The organism is Deinococcus misasensis DSM 22328, assembly GCF_000745915.1.
Classification (GTDB): Bacteria; Deinococcota; Deinococci; order Deinococcales; family Deinococcaceae; genus Deinococcus_C; species Deinococcus_C misasensis.
The window spans coordinates 124232-145189 of the sequence record NZ_JQKG01000004.1; the positions used below are offsets into that span (position 1 = coordinate 124232).

A 20958-nucleotide genomic window follows, 5' to 3' on the forward strand; every position below is an offset into this window, starting at 1 on the left:
ATGCATTGGCAATCCAATTGAAAACCAGCAGAGGCCCATTGGGCCTCTTTTTGTTGCGGTGTGTCCATCCTGGGTTGGATGTGCAGGTATCACATGCTTGCAGAGCAATTGAGCTGATTCATCGAGGAGGGACTTTTACATCCACTTTTGCGGTGAAAGGGTTGTCGCCCCGTATCTGGCAGATGAAAAACTGAGACTTCTGGCTGCCATCTGCAAATCGAATTTTCATGTTGCCCACCCATCTGGCTCCTTGACCACCAGCCAAAACCACCAATGATTGTCTCTTTGGATCGATTTCATCTTTTTCGAGAGAAATGGAGCTGATTTTGATGGTAAATTGGCGTCTTATTTCTATTAAACATCCCATTTCGTAGTCTGTTTTGGTTAAAGGGTTGCTGGATTTGACAGAAAATGGCCACTGCATATACCAGATCCCGGCCCACAAAATGAAGCCAAATGAAATAAGAAAAACAAGTCTTGAAATGGGTTTTCGATGTAGAATTGGTGGCATATGGTAATTTATCACAAATTGATGGTCGTTTTATTGCTGGGGATCATCGCAAGATTATTGATATGATAAGCATTTCTTTTATGCCGAGAATGGATCAAGGCTCAATGCTCATCGGTCGGCAGGACCAACAATAACCGTATCCAACATTCTACCTTAATTTGCAAAAGTGGTTGTACCATCTCGGAGATCTTTTGTGGGAATGTGGACCTGCGCTGGCGGCCCTGAGGGAACAATGGCTGACCCCAGAGGAGCAACTCAAAATCCAACAGGAGCTGAGAGACATGGAAAAATTCGGGTTTTGAAGCGTTTTTGCAGTGGTTTTGTAGCGTTTTTGAAGCTTTGGGTGGGCATCCCACAACAGCCAGAGCCTGAAAGACATCTGTCTTTCAGGCTCTGGTGCAAGGTTTCAAACAGGGGAATTATCTTTTCTGGTAAACCCGCACATAATCCACTTGCATGCTGTGCGGCATGTTGTTTTCTGCCAGAGCGGCCAGTCCATCTGCAGTTTTGGGGCCAGTGAAATTGAGAGGGTTGTTGCGGTACGCGGCAGGGTAAGCTCCATCGTAAGCCACATTCAGAAGGATGAAATTCTTGCGGTTGAACACCCAGAACCCTCGGGCTTCCACTTCACTTCTGAGGATGGTGCGGTACACCTGATCGTCCAGCTTGAACAGCACCTTGGTGTTGTCCCATTCCACTTCGTAGGTGTGCCAGTCGGTGGCCGAATGGTTGGGGAAGTTTCCTGCCACAATGCCTCCAGAGGTGTCCACTTTGTTGAAGGACTCCCCGATGCTGCCCCCTCCGTAGTAACCGGGACCGTGCAGGGAAGCACTGTGCCACCACGAATATCCGATGTTCTCCATGATGTCGATTTCGCCAGCGTTCGGCCAGCCCTGATAAGGGTCGTTCACATCGAAGCCCAGCATCCAGAAGGCTCCCCACACGCCAACCGCACCGTTTTTGGCTCCGCTGGCGGTGCTGGGCATGTTCATCTTGATGCGTGCCTGAATGCGGCCATACAGGAATTCCTGCTTTCCAGCCGTGGTGATGCGCCCAGAGGTGTAGGCTCGACCCTGATCGTTTTTGCGCAACACGATGTTCAGGAGGCCGTTTTGCTGAAAAACGTTGGTGAGGCTGTCGGTGTAATACTGCCGCTCTCCGTTGCCCCATCCGCAAATCCCCTGAGCGCATCCATCGCCGATCTCGTAATTCCACTGGGTGGTGTTGACTCTGGAGGGGGTGGCGGTGCTGTTGAATTCATCTGACCACACCAGAGTCCAGACGCTGCCGGTGGGTTGAGGCTCTGGAAGGGTGGGTGGGTTGTCTGCTCCACCTGCACCGTACACTTTGAATTCGTACAGGGAAACCCCGTACTGGCTGCCATCGCCCGCGGACCAGCCGCGTTTGGTGGAGTTGACCCGGATGTAACGGTAGGCTTGCGTGAGGTTCAGGGGCACCACATCGGTGTATTCTGCAGCTGTGGGTTTGGGGGTTTGACCATCCACCACCTGAGGGTTGGTCTGGAGGCCACCCACGGCAGTCCAGTTTTGACGGTCGTTGGACACCTCAAGGGTGTATTCGCTGGACCATGCGGTTTCCCAGTTGAGTTCCACCCGGTCAATGCGTGCAGGTGCCCCGAGGTCCATCATCAACCAGGCTCTGGGTGCGATGCCACTGGCCCACCGTGTGGTCAGGTTGTTGTCTGCTGCAAAAGGGGTGTCTGTGCCGCGGTCCTGTGTGGTGGAGGCGTAAAGTTTCTGGTTGTCTGAAATCAGCACAGTGGGTCCAGAGGGCAGACCGCTGGTGGGCGCAAACACCTGCAGTTCGCGGATGGAGTACCCGTAGGGGGCCAGAGCACGGGTCAGGCCCCAGATGCGCACAAACCGGGCTCTGGTTCCTGCAGGCAGGGTGACGATGTCTGCGACCCCATCGGTGTTGCTGGTTTTGGTGACGGTGCGGACCCCAGTTCGCCAGTTGGTTCCATCGTCTGACAGGTCAACGCGGTAACTGGTGGCGTAAGCCGCTTCCCAGAACACCTGCACCTCTGAGATGTCCTGTACACTCCCGAGGTCCACGCGCAGCCACTGGTTGTCTTGCTGGAAAGCGCTGGCCCACCTGCTCGCCAGCACACCATCCACTGCACTGGAAGCTGGAAGGGCCTGAGGGTTTTCAAATGTGCTGGCGGTAACGGGTTTGCCAAGGGCCAGATTGACCGCCTGTTTTTGGGCCAATGTTGGGTGTGTGGTCGGGGTTTGCTGGCTGCAAGCACCCAACAGCAAAGTCAGGGCCAGAGGAATGCTGGTGTAAGTCCACCGTTGAAACATGTTTCACCTCTTTTGAAGGGGGCCAGATGGGCAGGCCCCTTGTGTGGGCTCTGGTCTGTGGATTGGGACTCAGAAAGTTCTGGCATGGGTGACTCGGGTCCATGAACCTGACCCCAACCCCGAGCGTTGCCGCTGCTGCAGGGTGGATGTCAGGAGGGAGCGGGAACAGGACCCGAGCACGTCAACCTCCTTGTTGGGCTTTTCTTTGGGAGAATGCCTTTTGGGATGTGCTTGAAGTATAGGCTCTGGGGGTCAAACAGCCGTCAAAAGGAAAAGCCCGGCTGAAAGGTGATCCAAGCACCTTCTGGTGAAAATTATAGCGCTACAATTCTCGTGTCAGAGCCAGAATCAACCCATCGGTCCTAGGGGAAATCCCCATGTCTTTGCTGCATTTCTCCAGACCCAAAGGGCGTTCACCAGCCTTCCAGAAAGGAGTTGCATGGGCCGCACAAAACGATCCACCCAACACCATCCAGTACAGGTGTTTCTGTTTGGCGCACCCCGCATCCAGAGGGCCAACAGAACCAAACCCCTGAAACCCGAGAAAGCCTTGTGGTTGCTGACCTTTTTGGCAGCCCAAGACCGCTGGGTTGCCCGAGAAGAAATCTGTGCCCTGCTCTGGCCAGATGCTGAAACCCCCAGAGCCCGGCACAGCTTGCGACAACTTTTGCAAAGGATTCACAGTCTGCGATGGACCAACACCCTGCAAACCCAATCCGACCAACTGCGTTGGACCCAAGGCAGCGACCTACACGAATTTCGCAGGTGCTTGCACCAAAGAGAATGGCAAAGTGCACTGGACCACCACACAGGAACTTTGTTGCAAGGCATGTCACCAACTGCGTTGGAAGGGTATGGGCTCTGGTTGGAAGAAGAACGCAGGCAACTGCACAGCCAATGGGTCAAAACCGCCACGGCTCTGGCCCAGCAACTGGAGCACCAGAATCAACACGACGCAGCCAGAGAAGTGCTGGAAACCTTGCTGCAGAAAGATCCCCTGTCAGAGCATGCCGTGCAACACCTTCTGAGGTTGTGTGGTACCGTCCAGCACAGGGCTCTGGCCATCCAGCACTACCTCCGGTTTGCCCAGCATTTGCAGCAAGAAATGGGCATGCAGCCCAGTCCTGAAACCGTGGTGCTTTACCAGAACATCTTGCAAGAACATTCCCACTGGTTCATGGACTCCACGGCTTTGCAGTCCAGACTGGTGAATGTAAAACAGGGACCCCTTGAAAGGATTTGACAGATAAACCAGAGGTGATCCAACGTGCAACATCAGGGCAAAGTGGAATGTTTGGGTTGAACGTGCAAGCCAAAGAGAAGCCCTCTGGAATTCCAGAGGGCTTCTCGCTGTGAACTGAAAGCTGTGAACTTTAAGGTTGGGTGTCGGTCCAGCGGTTGAGGGCCACGTCGTACCAGCCTTCTTTGTTTCTGAACAGGTCAGGGGTTTTCTGGGTGGTGTTGTCACCGTTCACGAAGAGCAGGTTGGCGGAGATGGCTTTGGGGAAGGTGTACTTGTACCATCCGTTGCCTTCGGAGACCATGGTCACGCCGGGCCACGTGCTGTTGGCAATGGCAGGGTTGGCGGCCACATTCCAGAAGTGGATGTTCACTTTGGTCCAGGTGGAGGGGGGACGGACGTGGACGGTCAGGTCATCGCTGGGTTTGGTGTTGTACCAGGTGCCGTTGTTGCCGTCGTACCATCCGGTGGTGGTGCGGCTCAGGTCGGGGGTCTTGACGGTGGTGTTGTTGCCGTCCACGAAGAGCAGGTTGGCAGCGGTGGCATTGGCGAAGGTGTAGCGGTACCAGTCACCGGATTCCAGAGCCATGGTCACGCCGGGCCAGGTGGTGTTGGCAATGGCTGGGCTGGCAGAGACATTCCAGAAGTGGATGTTGGCTTTGCCCCAGCTCCAGGGTTTCTTGAAGTACACGGTGATGCCGGTGGTGGTGGTTCCGGTGGGGGTGGCGGTGGTGGTCAGTCCAGCACTGTCGCCAGAGGCGGCGGTGGCCACGATGCGGTAGTTGTAGGTGGTGCCATTGACCACGGTGGTGTCTGCAAAAGTCAGGGTGGTGCCGGTCACGGTGGCCAGAGGGGTGGTGGGGTAGGCGGTCTGGGCAGAGGTCTTTCGGAAGATCTTGTAGCCGGTCACGCAGTCGTTGGCTGCAGTCCAGTTGAGGGTGACTCTGGCATTGCCTGCTGTGCTGGTGAAGCTTCCGGGGTTGCTGGGTGCGGGTCTGGTGTTGGTCCAGGTGTTTGTGTTTCCGTCGTACCATCCGGTGGTGGTGCGGGTCAGGTCAACGGTTTTCTGGGTCAGGTTGGCGCTGTTCACGAACAGCAGGTTCAGGCTGCTGGTGGCTGGGAAGCTGTACTTGTGCCAAGGGGCGCAGAAGCTGGGCATGGCGACGCCGGGCCAGGTGGATCCTGCAATGGCTGGGCTTGCGACCACATTCCAGAAGTGGATGTTGGGGGTGGCCCAAGCGGCGGGTTTCTTGAAGTAGATGTCGATGGCTGCAGGCACGTTGGGGGTGGCGGTGGTGGTGACGGGCACATCGGCTGCGGTGCCTTTGGCGGTCAGGCGGAAGGTGTAGTTGGTGCCGTTCAACAGGTTGCCGTAGGTGTAGTTGGTGGCGGTGGCGGGCAGGCTGACCAGTCCGGTGTAGGTGGTGGCACTGGTGGCTTTGTACTCAAGGGTGAAGCCCTTCAGGCGGCAGTCGTTGATGGCATCCCACTTGAGGGCCACACTGGCGTTGCCTGCCGTGCCTGCAAAGTTGGTGGGGGTGGGGGTGAAGGCCACTGTTGAGCAGGTGCTGCCTCCAGAGGTGATGGCCAGCACGCTTCTGGCGGGGATGTTTCCAAGCACCTTGCCTGTGCTGTTCACGGTCAGGTTGTGGGCTTTTCCGGTGATTTCGGTGACACTTGCGTTGGCGGGCAAGGCTCCACCGCTGCCGATGCCTCCCAGAGCGGTCAGGTCGATGCTCTGGTCGCTGCCGTTCACCAGCACCATCACGGAGGGCTGGCCTGTCAGGGTTCTGGAGAAGGCAAACAGGTTGGTTCCGCCGTTGGGACGCCAGAGTTCGGTGTAAGCGCCTCCAGTCAGGGCTTTGTAGGTTTTTCGGGCCTGATTGAGTTTGGTCAGTCGGGTGGTGAAGGGAGAGGTGGACGCCGCAGAGAAGTTCATGTCTTCACGGTTGGTCTGGCCGGAGGGGTAGTTGTAGGGATCCCCTTTGCCCTGCATGTAAATTTCAGTGCCGTAGTAGATGCTGGGGGTTCCGCGTACCATGTACATCAGGCTGGTGGCAGCGTCCAGACGCTCGCGCATTTCTCCCTCTGGTACGCCCACTTCGATGCCTTCGCTCATGAAGCGGCGTTTGTCGTGGTTGTCGAGGAAGGTGGTCAGGCGAGCAGCATCGGGGTACTTGCTGTCCTGTGCAAGAATGCCAGCCACGGCGTCCAGAGATCCGCGTTTGCCCAGTGAGTTCACGAGGGCTTGCTGGAGGGGGAAGTCAAACACCGAGGGGCTGCCCAGCCTCAGGTATTTGGATACAAAGTCGGGGCCGTAATCGAAGACCTCACCGACGGTCCAGACTTTGTTGACATCGGCTGGACCACCTGCTGCGAAGTACTGGGGCCAGTAATCGTCATAGACGTGTTTCATGGTGTCCATGCGGATGCCGTCGATGCCGGTCTGGTCCACCCAGAAGCGGGTGGAGTCGTTCAGGAAATTGCGGACTTCGGTGTTTTGCTGGTTGAAATCAGGCAGGCCTGCAAGAGGGCAGGTGATGTCGTTCCAGGTGGGGCAGGACATGCTGTGGAACCAGCCGGGTTTGGTTTTGAACAGGTTGGCTTCGTATCCAGCGTGGTTGACCACCATGTCCTGAATCACATAGAGCCCTTTGGCGTGGGCAGCGGCAATCAGGTCTTTGTAGTCTTGCAGCGTCCCGAGGTGAGGATCCACCTGAAAGAAATCTTCGGCCCAGTAGCCAGCGTAACCGGCGTGGTAGCGGCCTTTGTTGGGTCCATCCTGGGTGAGCACTGGTGGCACTTGCAGGTAGACGGGGGTCAGCCAGATTGCAGTGAAGCCCATCTGGTTGAAGTATCCGGATTCGATTTTCTGTTTGAGGCCTGCGAGGTCTCCACCGTGCCAGCCCATGGGGTTGGAGAGGTCTTTGGCATCACCGGGGCGGGAGTTGGTGCCGTTGTCGTTGCTGGTGTTGCCGTTGTGGAACCGGTCGGTGAGCACAAAGTAAATGGACTGTTCTTTCCAGTTCGGCATGGGAAGGGCCGATTTTCCAACAACAGTCTCGGTCTGGGGAGCGGGGGCTGCCGTACTGGGAATCTGGGTGTTGCAGCCTGCCAGCAAACTGACAGTGAGCAGGGCTGCGGCCATGGTGTGCCGGGTCTGAATTTTCATCGTGGCTTCATTTTGAGTAGGGATCCTAAAAAGTTCAATGGGGGTTTGGAAGGGTTTCCATACAACTCATTTTTCTTATTTTGTAATGAAAAAATTGTGCGAAAGATAATTGTTTTTGAAAGACATGGATTTGTGTCATTTCTGGGAATTCCCGACTGGGAAAAGGGTATTTAAAAGAAATGATCTTCCACAATGCAATCAACAGAGGATGAAAAACCGATCTTTGTTTGTTTCAAGCATGAAGATGTAACGGTGTCCTCGCACCCAGAAACCACAAAAAGGCCCCTCAAAGGGGCCAGAGAAAACCGCTTCAAAAGACTCAGGTCATCAACTGGTAAGCCTCGGCAATGGATTCTGCACACATCCCCAGCAGAAAGGGATTGCCACGCACCTCATGGATGCTCAGGGTGTCGAGCACTTCACGCAATTTGCGAATGCAAGCCCGCCTGAAACGGAAAGGGGTGTGCACTTGCAAAGGGGCCGGAGGGGGCAACGGCGAGTCTCCGGTGATGCTGCCCAACAAGCGGTGGGCAGCGGCCAGTTGTTCCTGAACTTTGATGTGGTGCTGCAGGTCCCAGCCATTTTGCAGCCCATTGACGGCTGCTTCAAGCCGGTGAATGGCCTGTTCGATGTTTTGGGTGGCGTTGTTGGGTTCTTTCGAGGTGGTCATGTTTAAAAGCCCATCCTGGTCCGGTTTTTGAAGGGGGCGATGTTGTGAAACTCCTTTTTCATTTAATCATAAAGTTCATGTCTGTTTTATGTTTTTCATCTTTTGGAAGAAGTCTAAAAATTTAGACTTTGATTACTTTTTGGCTACATTTGCAAATTCAAAAGGTCAGCAATGCAAAACCCAGCAATACAAAACAAGGAGAACCTGCAGGTTCTCCTTGTCCTTGATGTGTTGTTTGGTGGTGCTCAGGATGCTTGATGGTTGTGCTGCTGGTCCAGATGGGCCACCATCGCCAGAGCTTCTTGCAAACAGCGGTCTTTCAAGCTCTGGGGTTCAAGCACCTCCACTTTGGAGCCCCACGACAGGACCCACGGGAGGATCTCTCTGGGGAAGCCTTCCTGATCGGTGCCCACCATGATGGTGGCCAGGCAGCTTCCATCGGCGAATTCTTGCTGAAGGGTGAGGTTGGGGAATCCGCCTTCCCGCAAACGCTGGTTGGCGTCCCGGTCAAACTTGAGTTTCACCTGCACAGGGGTTCCGCTGCTGGCCCCGATCACCCCCCACGCTCCCGAGAGGTAAGCTCTGGGGTCAAAACTTTCAGGGATCTGGTAGGTGGTGGGCTGCACCACGGCATTTTGCATTCTGGACAGCTTGAAGGTGCGAATTTGCTGGTGGTATTTGCGTTCGTAACCGATCACGTAAGTGGCGAGGTTGGAACGGCTGACCTCCACAAAGTACACCTCCAGCTCATAGCGTTTTTTGCCGGTGGTGCTGGATGGGCTCTGGTAATCAAACTGCACCACCTTGCCGTGGAACCACGCTCTGGACACGGTTTCCAGCGTGCGGCCTTCGTCGGGCACAGGGCTGGTGCGGTGTTTGAGGCTGGCGGTGCTGCGTTGGGCGATGCTGCGGGCCGGTTCGCTGAGTTTGGAGGCCAGTTTTTCCAGCACCCGCAGGTAGTGGTGGTTGTATCCGGTGGCGTGGTGGAACAGCATCCTTACGGCGTTGTGGGTGATCATGGCTTCCACTTCGTTGAGCTGTTCGCTGTTGCTGGGCAGCACGTAAGTGTAAATGCCAGCCAGGTTTTTGCTTTGCTTCAGACCGATTTGCAGGTCCTGCAGGTCGCGCAGGCAGCGCTGCACGCTTCGCTGGGAAATGTTCAGTCTTTGGGCGAGTTCTTTGGAAGTGCAAGGACGGTCCCGGAGCATTTCAATGATCTCAAAGAGTTTGCGGGCCTTCTTGTGGTGTGCATTGTCGCTTTCAAACATGAACGTTCCTCCTGACGCAAAGGTACTGCAGGGGTGTCGTTGCTTGGTCGATTTTTTGATGCATGGATGCTTTTACTCAAAGAAACTGAGCCTGAGATGCTCAAGTGGGGTCCGTTGCATCTCGGGCTCAGGGAAAAAGGGTTTTAGCCGCCTGCACCGGGACGGGGTGGATCCCCTTCAGCGTGGGCAGGTGTCGATACTGCCCCAAAAGCGAGCAATCCCAACAACAAGGCAGCAATGGCTTTGCGGCCTGCGAAGAAAAGGGCTTTGGGACGACGTGCGGTGGGGGTTTCATGCGTTTTGTTTTGCATGACCGCATAATGAAATTCGAATGCGACAAATCACGTCGTTTGGAAATAAATCAAATCTCAAATCAAATACGTGAATCAAGTTAAATTATGTTATTGCAGAACTATAAATGAAGTTTGATTTTTCAATCACTGTGCATTTCGGTTACAAACCTTTCCGACGTTCTTTGACGCTGCCTGATGCTGAAATGGATGTTTTGTTTTCAATGCACAACAAAAAACCCACCATGTTTGGTGGGTTTCAGGGTTTGGAACACACGTTCAGTCGCGCAACTCTTGCTGGGTCTCCAACACCCACTCCGAATAGATGCCCTCCAGAAACCCACGCACTGTGCGGCCCTGTGCTCTGGCCAGAGCAATGTCATACACCCAATGTGCATCCGGGTCCAGCAAAAATGCACCACCGGGGGCCAGAATGCTTTCCTCCCAGCCCAGCAGGGAACGCAGTTTCTTGATGTGGTTCCAGAGGGCCTGCCCGGCTTTCCTTCGGTTGCCTTCTGCATCACGAAAGAGGGTGTCCAGCAGGCTTTCGAGGGTGTCTTGTCCTCCCTTTTCCAGCAGGCGAACCAGCAACTCGGCACCCTTGGAGGTGGGTTTGATGGGGATGTGACGCCCATTGACCTTGACCCTCAAAACCCCCTCTGCCTGCACCTCGATGGTGTGGGTGCTTTTCAGGGGCAACACCTGCACCTCTGGAAAACCCTGCTGTTCAGCAAACCGAAAGAGCTGTTCCAGACACCTGCGATCTTCTTTCAGGTGCGGTTGTTTGAAGTCAATTTTTTTCAGGTGCTTGCAGGCTTCTTCAATCTGCCCGGTCTGGCGTGCCACTTCTGCCAGACACAACAAAGTCACTTGCCCCGAGCGCTTGCCATTCAGCGTGTCAAAACCTTGCAGGGTTTTGAGGGTGCCTTGCAGGTCTCCCATGCCCACCTGTGCCAGAGCCATGTCTGCCCGGATCCAGTTGGATTGCTGGATGTCAAAAGCCTGTTGGAGGTGCGCCAAACCATCCACCCACTGTCCGGCCTGCAACAAGGTGTAACCCATGCTCCAGAGCAGTTGCTCCCGATCATGCACGTCAGGATGGCGTTTCAGACCATCCTGCAAACAGGACATGGCACGGTCAAGTTCACCAAGGGCTCGGCGTGCTGCAGCAAGTCCCCTGAGCGCAGAGGCCTGAAAATCACGGGCCTCATGGCGGTTTCGCAGTTGCTCCAACTCTAGAAAGTGGCGTTCTGCCTCGATGGGGTTGGGTGCCAGACTGGTGATCCCGAGGTTGTACCTCAGCCATGCATGGTAGTACGGGTCTTCTTTCAGAAGGGGCAAAGCGGTGGCCCACAAAGTGCGGGCCTGTTCAGCTTTGCCCGCCGTGTAATGGGCTGTTCCTTCCTGCATGATGCAGAGTCCCAGAGGCATCCCTTGCAGGTGGCCTCTGGCTTGCTGGAAGGGCAAATCCCACTCTGGCAGGCCCAGCAGGGCCATGCATTCTCCAACGGTGCGCAGTCGGAGGCCTTCAAACCAACCGGACATTTTTTCACCCTGAGCCTGCAGCAAATCAAGGACCGTGCGGGCTGAATGTTCATCCGGGTTGGACAGCATTGCCCAGCCCTTCAGGACCTGCAATTGGGGGGTGATGCGTGCAGCAGGCAAACCAGAGAAAAAATCCAGAAAAGCCTGTTGCTTTCTGCCCCTGCACAGCACAAAACCGAACAGTTCAGCGATGCCTTCGGCTTGCAACAGGTCCTCTGGCAGACCTTGAAAAAGGCTTTCTTGCAACAAGGCAAATTCGTTTTGTTTGCTGGCCTGATTTACCACAAGTTGCAGGGTTGGCAAGACCAGAGCACTCTGGCGGTTTTCCCAGAGGACCATCGCGCTTTCTCGGGTGGTGGAAATGGCATCAGGGCTCAAACGCGACATCTACTGACCATTCTAAGGTTTTGCAGGTTGGATTCAGTGTTCTTTTTGGGGTTTCATTGGAGGGTCAGCAGGTTTCATGGGTTTTCTTGATCCATTTTGATCCTGTGGGATGTCTCATTTCACAAAGGGTGAACAACGAATGGGTCCGGAACGTTTGATTTCAGATCTCTTTTCGACACGAAGACCCTTTTTTCCCATCAAGCCCCTCAGATCAGCATCACAACCCCATGGAATTTGATCTGCTCCCATCATGCTTCTGAAGCCACAGGGTTTTGGGGGTGGTCTTTTGCCTTTTCCAGCCACTTCAAAACATTTTTCAGGTGATCGATGGGGGCCTCTGCCCATTCTGCATGGTCAGGGACACCGGGAATGATGTACCTGTGGTAACTGACTGCGCGGTGCAGTTCTCCGGCGATCACCGCTTTCTGTTGCAGCAGTCTCAGGTCGTCCAGAGGGAGAACGTCTGTCCAGTGCTCAAGGTAAGCATCCACCAGCGTTTGATGCTCTGCTGAATCTTCGCTTTCCAGCAGGTATTCGCTGTTCATGTCCAGAAAAGGATGCCCGATGGCCCCATCGCTCCAGTCCAGAAACGTCAGGTGCCCTTCATGGGCCACCACATTCCCGAGGTGCAGGTCTCCATGCAGCAAGGTGGGTGCGATGGGACTGTGGTCCAGTTCCTCCAGCAGATCCAGCAAAAGAGGCAAAGCATTTTTCAGGCGGTTCTGTTCTTCAACACTCAGGAGGTTGTTCACGCTCAGGGCTTTTTCATCGTTCAGGAGGTCCTGAAAATGGGTCTTCAGAACGCTGCACCTGCGGTCCAGACAGCCCAGAGCCAGAAGTTCATGGGTGTGGGTTTCGGTCTGGCGTTGCACCGTTGCCAGCAATTCCACGGCTGAGCGGGCAGCAGACGCCTCCACTTTGTCCTGTCCTGCACCCTGCATCAGAAAAATCCGCTGCTCAGGATGGTTTTTCAGAACTTTTGGTGCAGCACCTTTGTTGAGGGCATGCAGCCAGTGGGTCAGGTGGCCTTCTCTGGCGAAAAAATCCGGAACCGACTTCAGGTAGACCGGACCTCCAGAGGTGGGCAGGCGGTACAGCACACTGATTTGCCATGACTTGATCAATTCGGGATCACCGGTCAGGGCCCAACTGTGGTCTTGCAGGGCATCTCTGGTCCAATTCAGGGTTTCAGGCAGCCACGTTTTGTCGTGCCAGGGCAATTTGGGATCGGGATTCAGGGCTCTGGAAGCAAGCAGTTGCAGGTCTTCAGGCAGCAGGTCAGGATTGGTCCAGACGCACCCCTCGGGCAAATCAAGGAGGGTGGCCACCAGAGCGAACACGTAACGCACATTCCAACTGTCTTCAGAAAGCTGTTCTTGTTCCAGATGCAGGCGTTGCAGGTAAGAGGGTTTTCCATAACGCTCAAAGAGTGCAGGCACTTTGCTGCCCATGTACAGGCTCTCTGGATGGCTCAGGTGAGGGAGGGTGCCATTTTCCAGCAGCACCCGCGGTTCATGGGGGTGCAAAATCAGGGCACGGGCGAAGAAAGACGTTTGAATTTCGGCAGTCATGGGGCCATCATGCAAAATCCATTGCTGCATGCACAATGGTCCATCTGGCGATGGCTCTGGTTTCACAGCTCCGCCCAATGGCCCATTGACAGGGGAAACAGGGTGCTGCGTTGATGCTTTCCTGTCAGGGTAAGCGCAAAGTTGCTGTCGGGCCATGCACATACAAAATAGCCATCAGCCGTCAGCGATCAGCCAGAAGGAAAGTTTTCTTGCTGCCTGTTGAACTGAACGTCTGAGTGGCTTTCCGTTTTTGGCTTTTTGTTTTGCTGTTTGCAAAAGCCTGAAAGTGAGCTTTTTGCTGAAATCTGATGGCTGATCACTGAACGCTTTTTCCGTTGACTTGCCAAAGGTCAGACTTTGCGCTTACCCTGCTCACAGTGAGCCCTTCTGAACCCCTTCCGATTTTTGAAATTTTGACGGCGTTGAAAACCACGCTGGCCCAGCACAACACCGTGATTCTGGAAGCCCCACCCGGAGCCGGGAAAAGCACGGTTTTGCCTCTGGAACTCCTGCAGGAAGCTTTTTTGCAGGGCCAGAAAATGATCATGCTGCAACCGCGCAGGCTGGCTGCCAGAGCAGTGGCCCGGCGCATGAGCGACCTGCTCGGGGAAAAAGTGGGGGAGACCGTTGGGTACCGGGTGCGTTTCGACACGCAGGTGTCCAGCAAAACCCGCATCGAGGTGGTCACCGAAGGCATCCTGACCCGCATGCTGCAAAACGACCCGGAACTGTCCGGGGTGGCTCTGGTGGTGTTCGATGAGTTCCACGAGCGCAGTTTGCAGGCCGATCTGGCCCTCGCCCTCACCCGAGAAGTGCAGCAGGTGCTCAGGGAAGACCTGAAAGTGCTGATCATGTCAGCCACGCTGGACGGCAATCAACTGTCTGAAATGCTCTCGGCTCCGGTCCTGAGCAGTCAGGGGCGCAGTTATCCTATTGACGTGCGTTATGGCACCGATCCAGAAGGGCCTTTGCCCGGTTCGGTTGCAGGGGTGGTCTCCAGAGCCCTGCAAGAAGAAACCGGTGACGTGCTGGTGTTCTTGCCCGGTGAGCGGGAAATCCAGCAGACCCGAAGCCTCTTGCAAGGCAGGCACCCCGAGGTGTCGGTGCACATGCTGTACGGGGAATTGCCTCAGGACCAGCAGCAGGCAGCATTGCTCCCTGACCCGAGCGGCAAACGCAAAGTGGTGCTGGCCACCACCCTCGCAGAGACCAGTTTGACCATTGAGGGCATCCGTGTGGTGATTGACTCGGGCTGGACGCGCACCATGCGTTTCGATCCGCGCAGTGGACTGAGTCGGCTGGAAACCGTGCGGGTCACCCGCGATGCCGCAGACCAGAGGGCCGGACGGGCCGGACGCCTCGGGCCGGGGGTGTGTTATCGGATGTGGTCGGTGCCCACCCATGCCCAGCTCACTGCGAGTCGGGTCCCCGAGATTCTGGAGGCCGACCTTGCCCCTCTGGTGCTGGAATTGGCCCGCTGGGGAACCGCAGACGTGACGGCTCTGGACTGGCTGACCCCTCCTCCTGCATCAGCAGTCAAGCACGCCAGAGAGGTGTTGCAGGGACTCGGGGCGTTGCAGGAAAACAGCATCACCCCCAGAGGCCGAAAACTCTTGAAGTACCCCACCCATCCCCGTTTGGCCCACCTGCTTCTGGAAGCGGAGGAGGCCGGAATGGGGGCTCTTGGGGCCGATGTCGCAGCCATCCTTGAAGAACGGGATCCCCTGTCCAGAGAAGCTGGAAGCGACCTCTGGTTGCGTCTGGAAGCCCTCGTGCGGTTCCGAAAAAAGGAAGCTTTCGATGGAGACGCAGGCACCCTGAAACGCATTGAACGGCTGGCCCACCAGTGGCGCAGGCTTCTAAGGGTCGGTGAAACCACGCGCCTTCCAAGCCATGAAACCCTCGGGCTTTTGCTGGCATGGGCCTACCCAGAGCGTGTGGCCCGGCTTCGGGACGGTGAGCACCTGCGTTACCGGCTTGCCAACGGGAGGGGGGTGAAGCTCCGAGACCACGACCCTTTGCAAGGCGAAAAATGGCTGGCGGTGGCCCACCTCGACTCGGGTACCGACGAAGGCCGGATTTTTCTGGCCAGCCCCCTGCACATTCAGGACCTCAGAAACGAATTCACCCAGCACGACGTGGTCCAGTGGGACAGCCGCTCTGGCACCCTGCTGGCGCAGCAGGAAACCCGTCTGGGAGAACTCCTCATTGAAGCCCGCAAACGCACCGACATTCCCCCCGAGCAGAAAACACAGGTGCTCTGTCAGGCGGTGCGCTCAGAAGGGTTGCAACTCCTGCCATGGTCGGAAAACACCCTTCAGTGGCAGGCGAGGGTGCAAAGCCTGCACCTCTGGCGTCCCGAGGAGGCTTGGCCGGATGTCTCTGATGCAGCCCTCTTGGAACATCTGGAAGATTGGCTTGCTCCCCACCTGCAAGGGGTGAATCGCCGTGCCGACTTCCAGAAAATCGATCTGCAAAATGCTCTGCTTTCCCTGTTGCCTTGGGACAAACTGAGCCTGCTGGATGAACTGGCCCCCACCCGATTGGAAGTCCCGAGCGGTTTCAAAGTCAAACTGGAGTACTTTGCAGACGGAGCCACCCCGGTTTTGGCCGTGAAACTTCAGGAGATGTTCGGTTTGCTGGACACCCCCACCGTGGGTGGAGGCCGCAAGCCCGTTCTGCTGCACCTGCTCTCTCCGGCCCAGAGGCCTGTTCAGGTCACGCAGGACCTGCGCAGTTTCTGGCAGAACACCTACCCAGAAGTGCGCAAAGAACTGCGCATCCGCTACCCCAAACACCCGTGGCCTGAAGACCCTTGGACCGCCACCGCCACCCGAGGGGTCAAAAAACGCCCCTCCTGATGCCATCTGAAAGAGAGAGAACCCATGCCTCAACTGACCCTGACCTTGCTTCCAGAGACCTTCAAAATCCTGCAATTCCCCCCAGAGACCCCCTTGCCTGCCTTTCCCAGAGGCCCTTTCGTGTCCGTCACTGTCAATGCCGAGGAGGTTTCGGTGGTGTGTCCTCAGGAGGTTCTGCTGGATGCCCCTCTGGTCAGTCTGGACTGGCGTTGCTTCAAATTCGAGGGGCCGTTTGCCTTTGACCAGACGGGCATTCTCAATGCTGTGACCATGCCTCTGGCGGATGCAGGGGTCGGCATTTTTGCGATTTCCACCTACAACACCGATTACCTGCTGGTGAAGGCCCACCAGTTGGACGAGACGTTGCAAGCTTTGAGGGCTGCCGGGCACCACATCTGATTTGTTCGAGCATGAAGCAAAGTTCAATGCCTCCTCATGCGCCGATCAGTCTGAGGTGGTGTAATGCTTGAAACTACCCAAGACAGCAAAACCCGAGTCAGACAGACCGGGTTTTTTGTCATTTTGGACCTCGGGCACATTGTCAAAAAAGGGCACAAGCTGCGTTTTTTCAGGGTGTAGAATCGGATGCACCCTGTTTGGTGCTGGATTTGTGAGCTGACAGACCAACGTTAAACAGTTTAAGATTTAACTTATTGATCAGGAGAAGGGCATGACGCAGACGCCAAAAAAGACCATCAAGCACCTGGAGATCCGCACCTACCGCCGTCTGGCCCACATCTACCTCGACAACCAGTCGGATGTGGAAGACCTGCTGGCAGATCTGGACCTCAGCGTGACCGAGTTTGACCTGCTGGCCCTGGTGCATGCCACCGATGGACTGGCCCAGCAGGATGTGGCGGCTGGAATGCTGGTCAGTGCCCCCAACGTGACCTATCACGTGCAGAAACTCTCCCAGAGGGGCCTTCTGGAACGCAGGTCGGAAGGCAAATTCAAACGCCTCCACCTGACCGAACTCGGAAAAGCCCGCATCGAACAGGCCCTCCCAAGGGTGGTCGAACACCACCAGAGGCAGTTCTCGGGCCTCAGTCGTGAAGAAGTGCAGCTGTTAAACCAGTTGCTGCTCAGGGTCAAACGGGACCGGGACCGCCGGGCCAAAACCCAAAAGCGACAGGTGGCCGAGGCCCTGTGACTGCTTTCAGCAGAAGTCAGTTGATCTGACTTCTGCTTGAGCAAAGCGAATGGAAAGTTCAGGACACTGAGGCGAGGTTGAAACAACGTCTGCTCAACCCAGAAGCAAAGGAGGACAACGTGACGCTGGAACTCAAAGGATTTCACCACCTGACTGCGGTTTCTGCCCGGATTCAGGACAATTACCGTTTTTACACGCAAACCATGGGGATGCGCCTCATCAAACGCAGCGTCAATCAGGACGATGTGAAAGCCTACCACCTGTTTTATTCCGACAAGGTGGGCACACCCGGCCACGACCTGACTTTTTTTGACTGGAGTGTGCCCAGAGAAAAACGCGGCACCCACAGCGTGGTGCGCACCGGACTCAGGGTGCATGGCCTTCAAAGCCTGCAATTCTGGCAGGAACGGTTCCGGGAACTCGGGGTGAAAGCAGAAGAGATTCAGGAACAAGATGGTCGCCTGACCCTGAATTTCGAAGATCCGGAAGGCCAGAGGCTTGCCCTCATCGACGATGGAGGAACCGGAGATCCCAGCATTCCGTGGGAGAAAAGCCCGGTGCCTTCAGAGCACCAGATCCGGGGTCTGGGTCCCATCACCATGAGTGTGCCTGCTTTGCGCTCCACGGACATTGTGCTGACCCGAGTGATGAACATGCAGCATGTCCGGGAATACGCCCTCTCAGATGGGGTCACCAGAACGGTGCACGTTTACCAGATGGGCGGCTCGGGTCCTCATGCCGAATTGCATGTGGCGATTCAACCGGATTTGCCTTTCACCCAACCGGGCGCAGGAGGGGTGCACCATGTGGCTTTCCGCACCCCCGATGACGATCAATACCTTCAGTGGATCGATCGCCTGAGCAGTGTGGGCATCCGGCACAGTGGAGCCATCGACCGCCACTACTTCCGAGCCCTGTACTTCCGTGAACCCAACGGGGTGCTGTTCGAAATCTCCACCGACGGACCCGGTTTTGCCGTGGATGAAAACCCCGAGACCATCGGTGAAAAGCTGATCCTGCCTCCCTTTCTGGAAGGCCGACGTGCCGAAATCGAACGCAACCTCAAACCCATCGACTGACCCCACAGGAGCACCCATGCCCGAGCGTTTTGACTGGATTCACCGTTTCGAGAAAGGCACACAGGACCTCACGTTGCTGGTGCTGCACGGCACCGGAGGCAACGAACTGTCCCTGCTGCAAATTGCCCGAGAGGTGGCCCCCACCGCCCACCTGCTCAGTGTGAGGGGTCGCTCTCTGGACGAGGGCAGCCCGAGGTTTTTCCGCCGTTTCACCGACATCAAGTACGATCAGGAGCAGATCCGTCAGGAATCGGTGTCCTTGCTGGATTTTGTGCAGCAGGCCAGTGAACACTACGGTTTTGATCCGCAAAAAGTGGTCGCTCTGGGGTACTCCAACGGAGCCAACATTGGGGTGGCTGCCCTGATCCGGCATCCACAGAAACTGGCAGGTGCGGTGCTCTGGCGTCCGGTGATGCCTCTGGAACAACCCGAGCAGACCGACTTGGCGGGCAAACCCATCCTGATCACCCTCGGGCGGGCAGACCCATACAGGCCCCACGCAGAACCCTTGCTTGCATTTTTGCAGGGCACGGGAGCCACAGTACAAACCGAAGAATTGCCCACAGGCCACCAGTTGACCCGTCAGGACCTGCTGCTCACCCGAGGTTGGCTGGAACAGCATTTCTCTGGGTGAGGGGTAGGTTCAAGGTAAGCGCAAAGTCGCTGTCGGGTCATGCAAACACCAAGTAGCCATCAGCCGTCAGCGATCAGCAGTCAGCACTAAGGACAGTTTTCTGGCTGCCTTTTGAAGGGAAAGTCTGATGGGCTTTCATTTTGTGTCTTTTTGTCTGGCTGTTTTCCAAAGCAAAAGCCTCTGGAGTGGCTTTTTGCTGAAAGCTGATCGCTGACCGCTTTTCAAGTGACATGCCAAAAGTCAGACTTTGTGCTTACCCTGGGGGTAGGTTTGTCATGTTAATGTCCGTTCACAATGAAGTGTAAGAAAAGCGTACAGGCCCCTCTCCTATACTGACTTCAAGTTCGGTGCGAACGTCCCCTCCAACCCCTTTCGTCTTCTTTCCAATTCCCCTCGCACCTGACGGTCAACTTCACCTCCTCCTTGTTGGTTTGAGAAAAGAGAATCCTCCAGAGCTTGCTCTGGAGGATTCTCTTTTGGGGTCTTGTTCACTCTCGGTTCCCGATGGTGATTCCGTATTCAGGACTGGTGATTTTGCGCACATGGTTCTCGATGTCTGTCCGTCTGGGCTCGTACCATTCGGGGAGTTTGAGGTGTTTGCCCAGTTCGGTTTCGGGTTCATCCACCGCAAAGCCGGGAGCATCGGTGGCAATTTCAAAGAGCACCCCAGAGAGGTCACGAAAATAGATGCTGTGAAAGTACTGCCTGTCCTGCACGCGCGTCACCCCGTAGCCTTTGGCAAAAAGGGCATGCATGTACTCCTGTTGCTCGTCGTCGGAAACGGTGCGCATGGCGACATGGTGGATGGTGCCTGCTCCGCTGCGTCCTTTGCCTTTGCCGGGTCTTTCGACCACATCCACATGGCTGCCCACCCCGCCCGAGACCGCTTCGAAACGGTGACGGGTGCCCTCTGGATCGGCTTCAGAACCCACGTAAACCATGCCCAGATGGGTTTCCAGCAAGACCTGTGAACTTTTCAGGTTCCCCACCCAGAGGGTGACCCCATGAAAGCCTTGCAGGGCGTTTTCTGCTTCGATGGGTCCGTTTTCCCAGTGTTCCACCGGGCTGGCTTTGCTGGAGGCGATGATCTCCAGCAGCATGCCGTCTGGATCTTCCAGGGTCAGGACCGTTTCACCAAAGCGGGTGGAGGTCGTGAAGGGAATGCTCAGGTTTTGCAGGCGCTCTGTCCAGTAGGGAAGGCTCTGAGGTCGGATGGTGTAGCCCGTTGCCACAGCTTCTCCGTTTCCCCTCTGGCCTCTTTTGGCCCCGTACCAAGGAAAAAAAGTCATGATGGTGCCGGGGGTGCCCACCCTGTCTCCGTAGTACAGGTGGTAGGTGCCGGGATCGTCAAAATTGACGGTGACTTTGACCATGCGCTGGCCCAGAACCTGGGTGTAGAAGTCGATGTTTCTCTGGGGATGGCTGGCCATGACGGTGATGTGGTGGATGCCTTGCGCAGGGTTTCGCATGGAAACCTCCTTATGTCCACATTAAACAGTTTAATATTAAACCAATATGTGAAAAAAGCACCTTTTGGCCTTTCATCAAAAAAGCTCTGGAAGTCCAGAGCCTCTTTTTGATTGTTTTGTACAGCATTGCTGCTGTTCTCAGGTGTTCCCAGCCACACCCAGCCCGAGTTTTTTGCACAAATCGGCCAGTGTGCCCAATTCTTCAGGGGTCAGCACCGAAAACACCTGTTCGATCCCCTCCACATGACCCGGCAGGATGCCTGCAATCAGTTGGTTTCCCTGCTCTGTGATGCTGACGTGGATGTTTCGGCGGTCTTTTGAGCTGCGCTCACGCACCGCCAGTCCTCTTTTTTCGAGGTTGTCGATCACCATGGTCAGGTTGCCTTTGGACTTGAGGATCTTCTCGCCCAGTTGCTTCTGGGTCAGTGGCCCGAGGTGAAACAGGGCTTCCAGCACACTGAATTGGCTGAGGCTCAAATCATGGTTTTGCAGGTGCTGATTGGCAGCAGTCTCTACGGTGGACGCTGCGCGGTGCAATTTGATGTAGGCATTGAGTGCCTGAATTTGACGGTCGTTGCCCTGAAATTTGGTGCCCATGGTACCGACATGCTACACCATAGGGTCCAGAATGCCTCAGGGGCAGCGCAAAGTCGCTGTTCGCTCAGTGCAAACAGAGAGAGCCATCAGCGATCAGCGTTCAGCCAGAAGGAAAGTTTTCTTGCTGCCTTTTGACCTTCAAATCTGAGTGGGCTTTCACTTGTCGTTTTTGTTTTTTGCTGTTGTCGAA

16 protein-coding genes are annotated in these 20958 nt (G+C 55.7%); 6 read left to right on the forward strand and 10 right to left on the reverse strand.

What is annotated here, in order from left to right:
* Positions 1–118 precede the first annotated feature (118 nt).
* Positions 119–511: a hypothetical protein gene (locus tag Q371_RS04780; RefSeq protein WP_157442521.1), complete on the reverse strand. Its 393-nt coding sequence runs from the start codon at positions 509–511 to the stop codon at positions 119–121.
* Between the two features lie 419 nt (positions 512–930).
* Positions 931–2835: a discoidin domain-containing protein gene (locus Q371_RS04785; protein ID WP_034336836.1), complete on the reverse strand. Its 1905-nt coding sequence runs from the start codon at positions 2833–2835 to the stop codon at positions 931–933.
* A gap of 439 nt (positions 2836–3274) precedes the next feature.
* Here Q371_RS04785 and Q371_RS04790 point away from each other — a divergent pair, with 439 nt between their 5' ends.
* On the forward strand, positions 3275–4078 hold the full coding sequence (locus tag Q371_RS04790; RefSeq protein ID WP_034336838.1) for an AfsR/SARP family transcriptional regulator: 804 nt from the start codon (positions 3275–3277) through the stop codon (positions 4076–4078).
* 130 nt (positions 4079–4208) lie between these two features.
* Here Q371_RS04790 and Q371_RS28055 read toward each other — a convergent pair whose 3' ends face one another.
* The 6 genes from Q371_RS28055 to Q371_RS04815 form a co-directional block, all read right to left on the reverse strand.
* Entirely contained in the window at positions 4209–7247 is a 3039-nt protein-coding gene (locus Q371_RS28055; protein ID WP_051963273.1) for an alpha-amylase family glycosyl hydrolase, read from the reverse strand.
* A gap of 319 nt (positions 7248–7566) precedes the next feature.
* Positions 7567–7917: a hypothetical protein gene (locus Q371_RS04800; RefSeq protein WP_034336839.1), complete on the reverse strand. Its 351-nt coding sequence runs from the start codon at positions 7915–7917 to the stop codon at positions 7567–7569.
* Positions 7918–8162: 245 nt separating this feature from the next.
* A complete protein-coding gene (locus Q371_RS04805) occupies positions 8163–9185 on the reverse strand; it encodes a helix-turn-helix transcriptional regulator (RefSeq protein WP_034336842.1) in 1023 nt (340 codons plus the stop codon).
* A 143-nt stretch (positions 9186–9328) separates the two neighbouring features.
* Entirely contained in the window at positions 9329–9496 is a 168-nt protein-coding gene (locus tag Q371_RS26840; RefSeq protein ID WP_157442522.1) for a hypothetical protein, read from the reverse strand.
* A gap of 258 nt (positions 9497–9754) precedes the next feature.
* On the reverse strand, positions 9755–11407 hold the full coding sequence (locus Q371_RS04810; RefSeq protein ID WP_034336845.1) for a tetratricopeptide repeat protein: 1653 nt from the start codon (positions 11405–11407) through the stop codon (positions 9755–9757).
* Between the two features lie 248 nt (positions 11408–11655).
* The gene (locus tag Q371_RS04815; protein ID WP_169743789.1) at positions 11656–12978 is read right to left on the reverse strand and encodes a phosphotransferase; all 1323 of its coding nucleotides are present in this window, start codon (positions 12976–12978) and stop codon (positions 11656–11658) included.
* Positions 12979–13355: 377 nt separating this feature from the next.
* Between Q371_RS04815 and hrpB the strand changes: the two genes are divergently transcribed.
* The 5 genes from hrpB to Q371_RS04840 all read left to right on the forward strand — a co-directional run bounded on the left by hrpB (position 13356) and on the right by Q371_RS04840 (position 18702).
* Entirely contained in the window at positions 13356–15839 is a 2484-nt protein-coding gene (hrpB, locus tag Q371_RS04820) for an ATP-dependent helicase HrpB (RefSeq protein WP_034336850.1), read from the forward strand.
* Positions 15840–15863: 24 nt separating this feature from the next.
* Entirely contained in the window at positions 15864–16238 is a 375-nt protein-coding gene (locus tag Q371_RS04825) for an ACT domain-containing protein (protein ID WP_034336851.1), read from the forward strand.
* A gap of 271 nt (positions 16239–16509) precedes the next feature.
* Complete coding sequence (locus Q371_RS04830; RefSeq protein WP_051963274.1) at positions 16510–16989, forward strand: MarR family winged helix-turn-helix transcriptional regulator; 480 nt, start codon at positions 16510–16512, stop codon at positions 16987–16989.
* 119 nt (positions 16990–17108) lie between these two features.
* Positions 17109–18068: a VOC family protein gene (locus Q371_RS04835; protein WP_034337109.1), complete on the forward strand. Its 960-nt coding sequence runs from the start codon at positions 17109–17111 to the stop codon at positions 18066–18068.
* 16 nt (positions 18069–18084) lie between these two features.
* A complete protein-coding gene (locus Q371_RS04840; protein WP_034336855.1) occupies positions 18085–18702 on the forward strand; it encodes an alpha/beta hydrolase in 618 nt (205 codons plus the stop codon).
* A 488-nt stretch (positions 18703–19190) separates the two neighbouring features.
* On the opposite strand, the gene Q371_RS04845 is transcribed toward Q371_RS04840, so the two are convergent.
* Positions 19191–20171 (reverse strand): ring-cleaving dioxygenase, encoded by a 981-nt coding sequence (locus Q371_RS04845; RefSeq protein WP_034336857.1) that lies wholly within the window; start codon positions 20169–20171, stop codon positions 19191–19193.
* 138 nt (positions 20172–20309) lie between these two features.
* A complete protein-coding gene (locus tag Q371_RS04850; protein WP_034336860.1) occupies positions 20310–20768 on the reverse strand; it encodes a MarR family winged helix-turn-helix transcriptional regulator in 459 nt (152 codons plus the stop codon).
* Positions 20769–20958 lie beyond the last annotated feature (190 nt).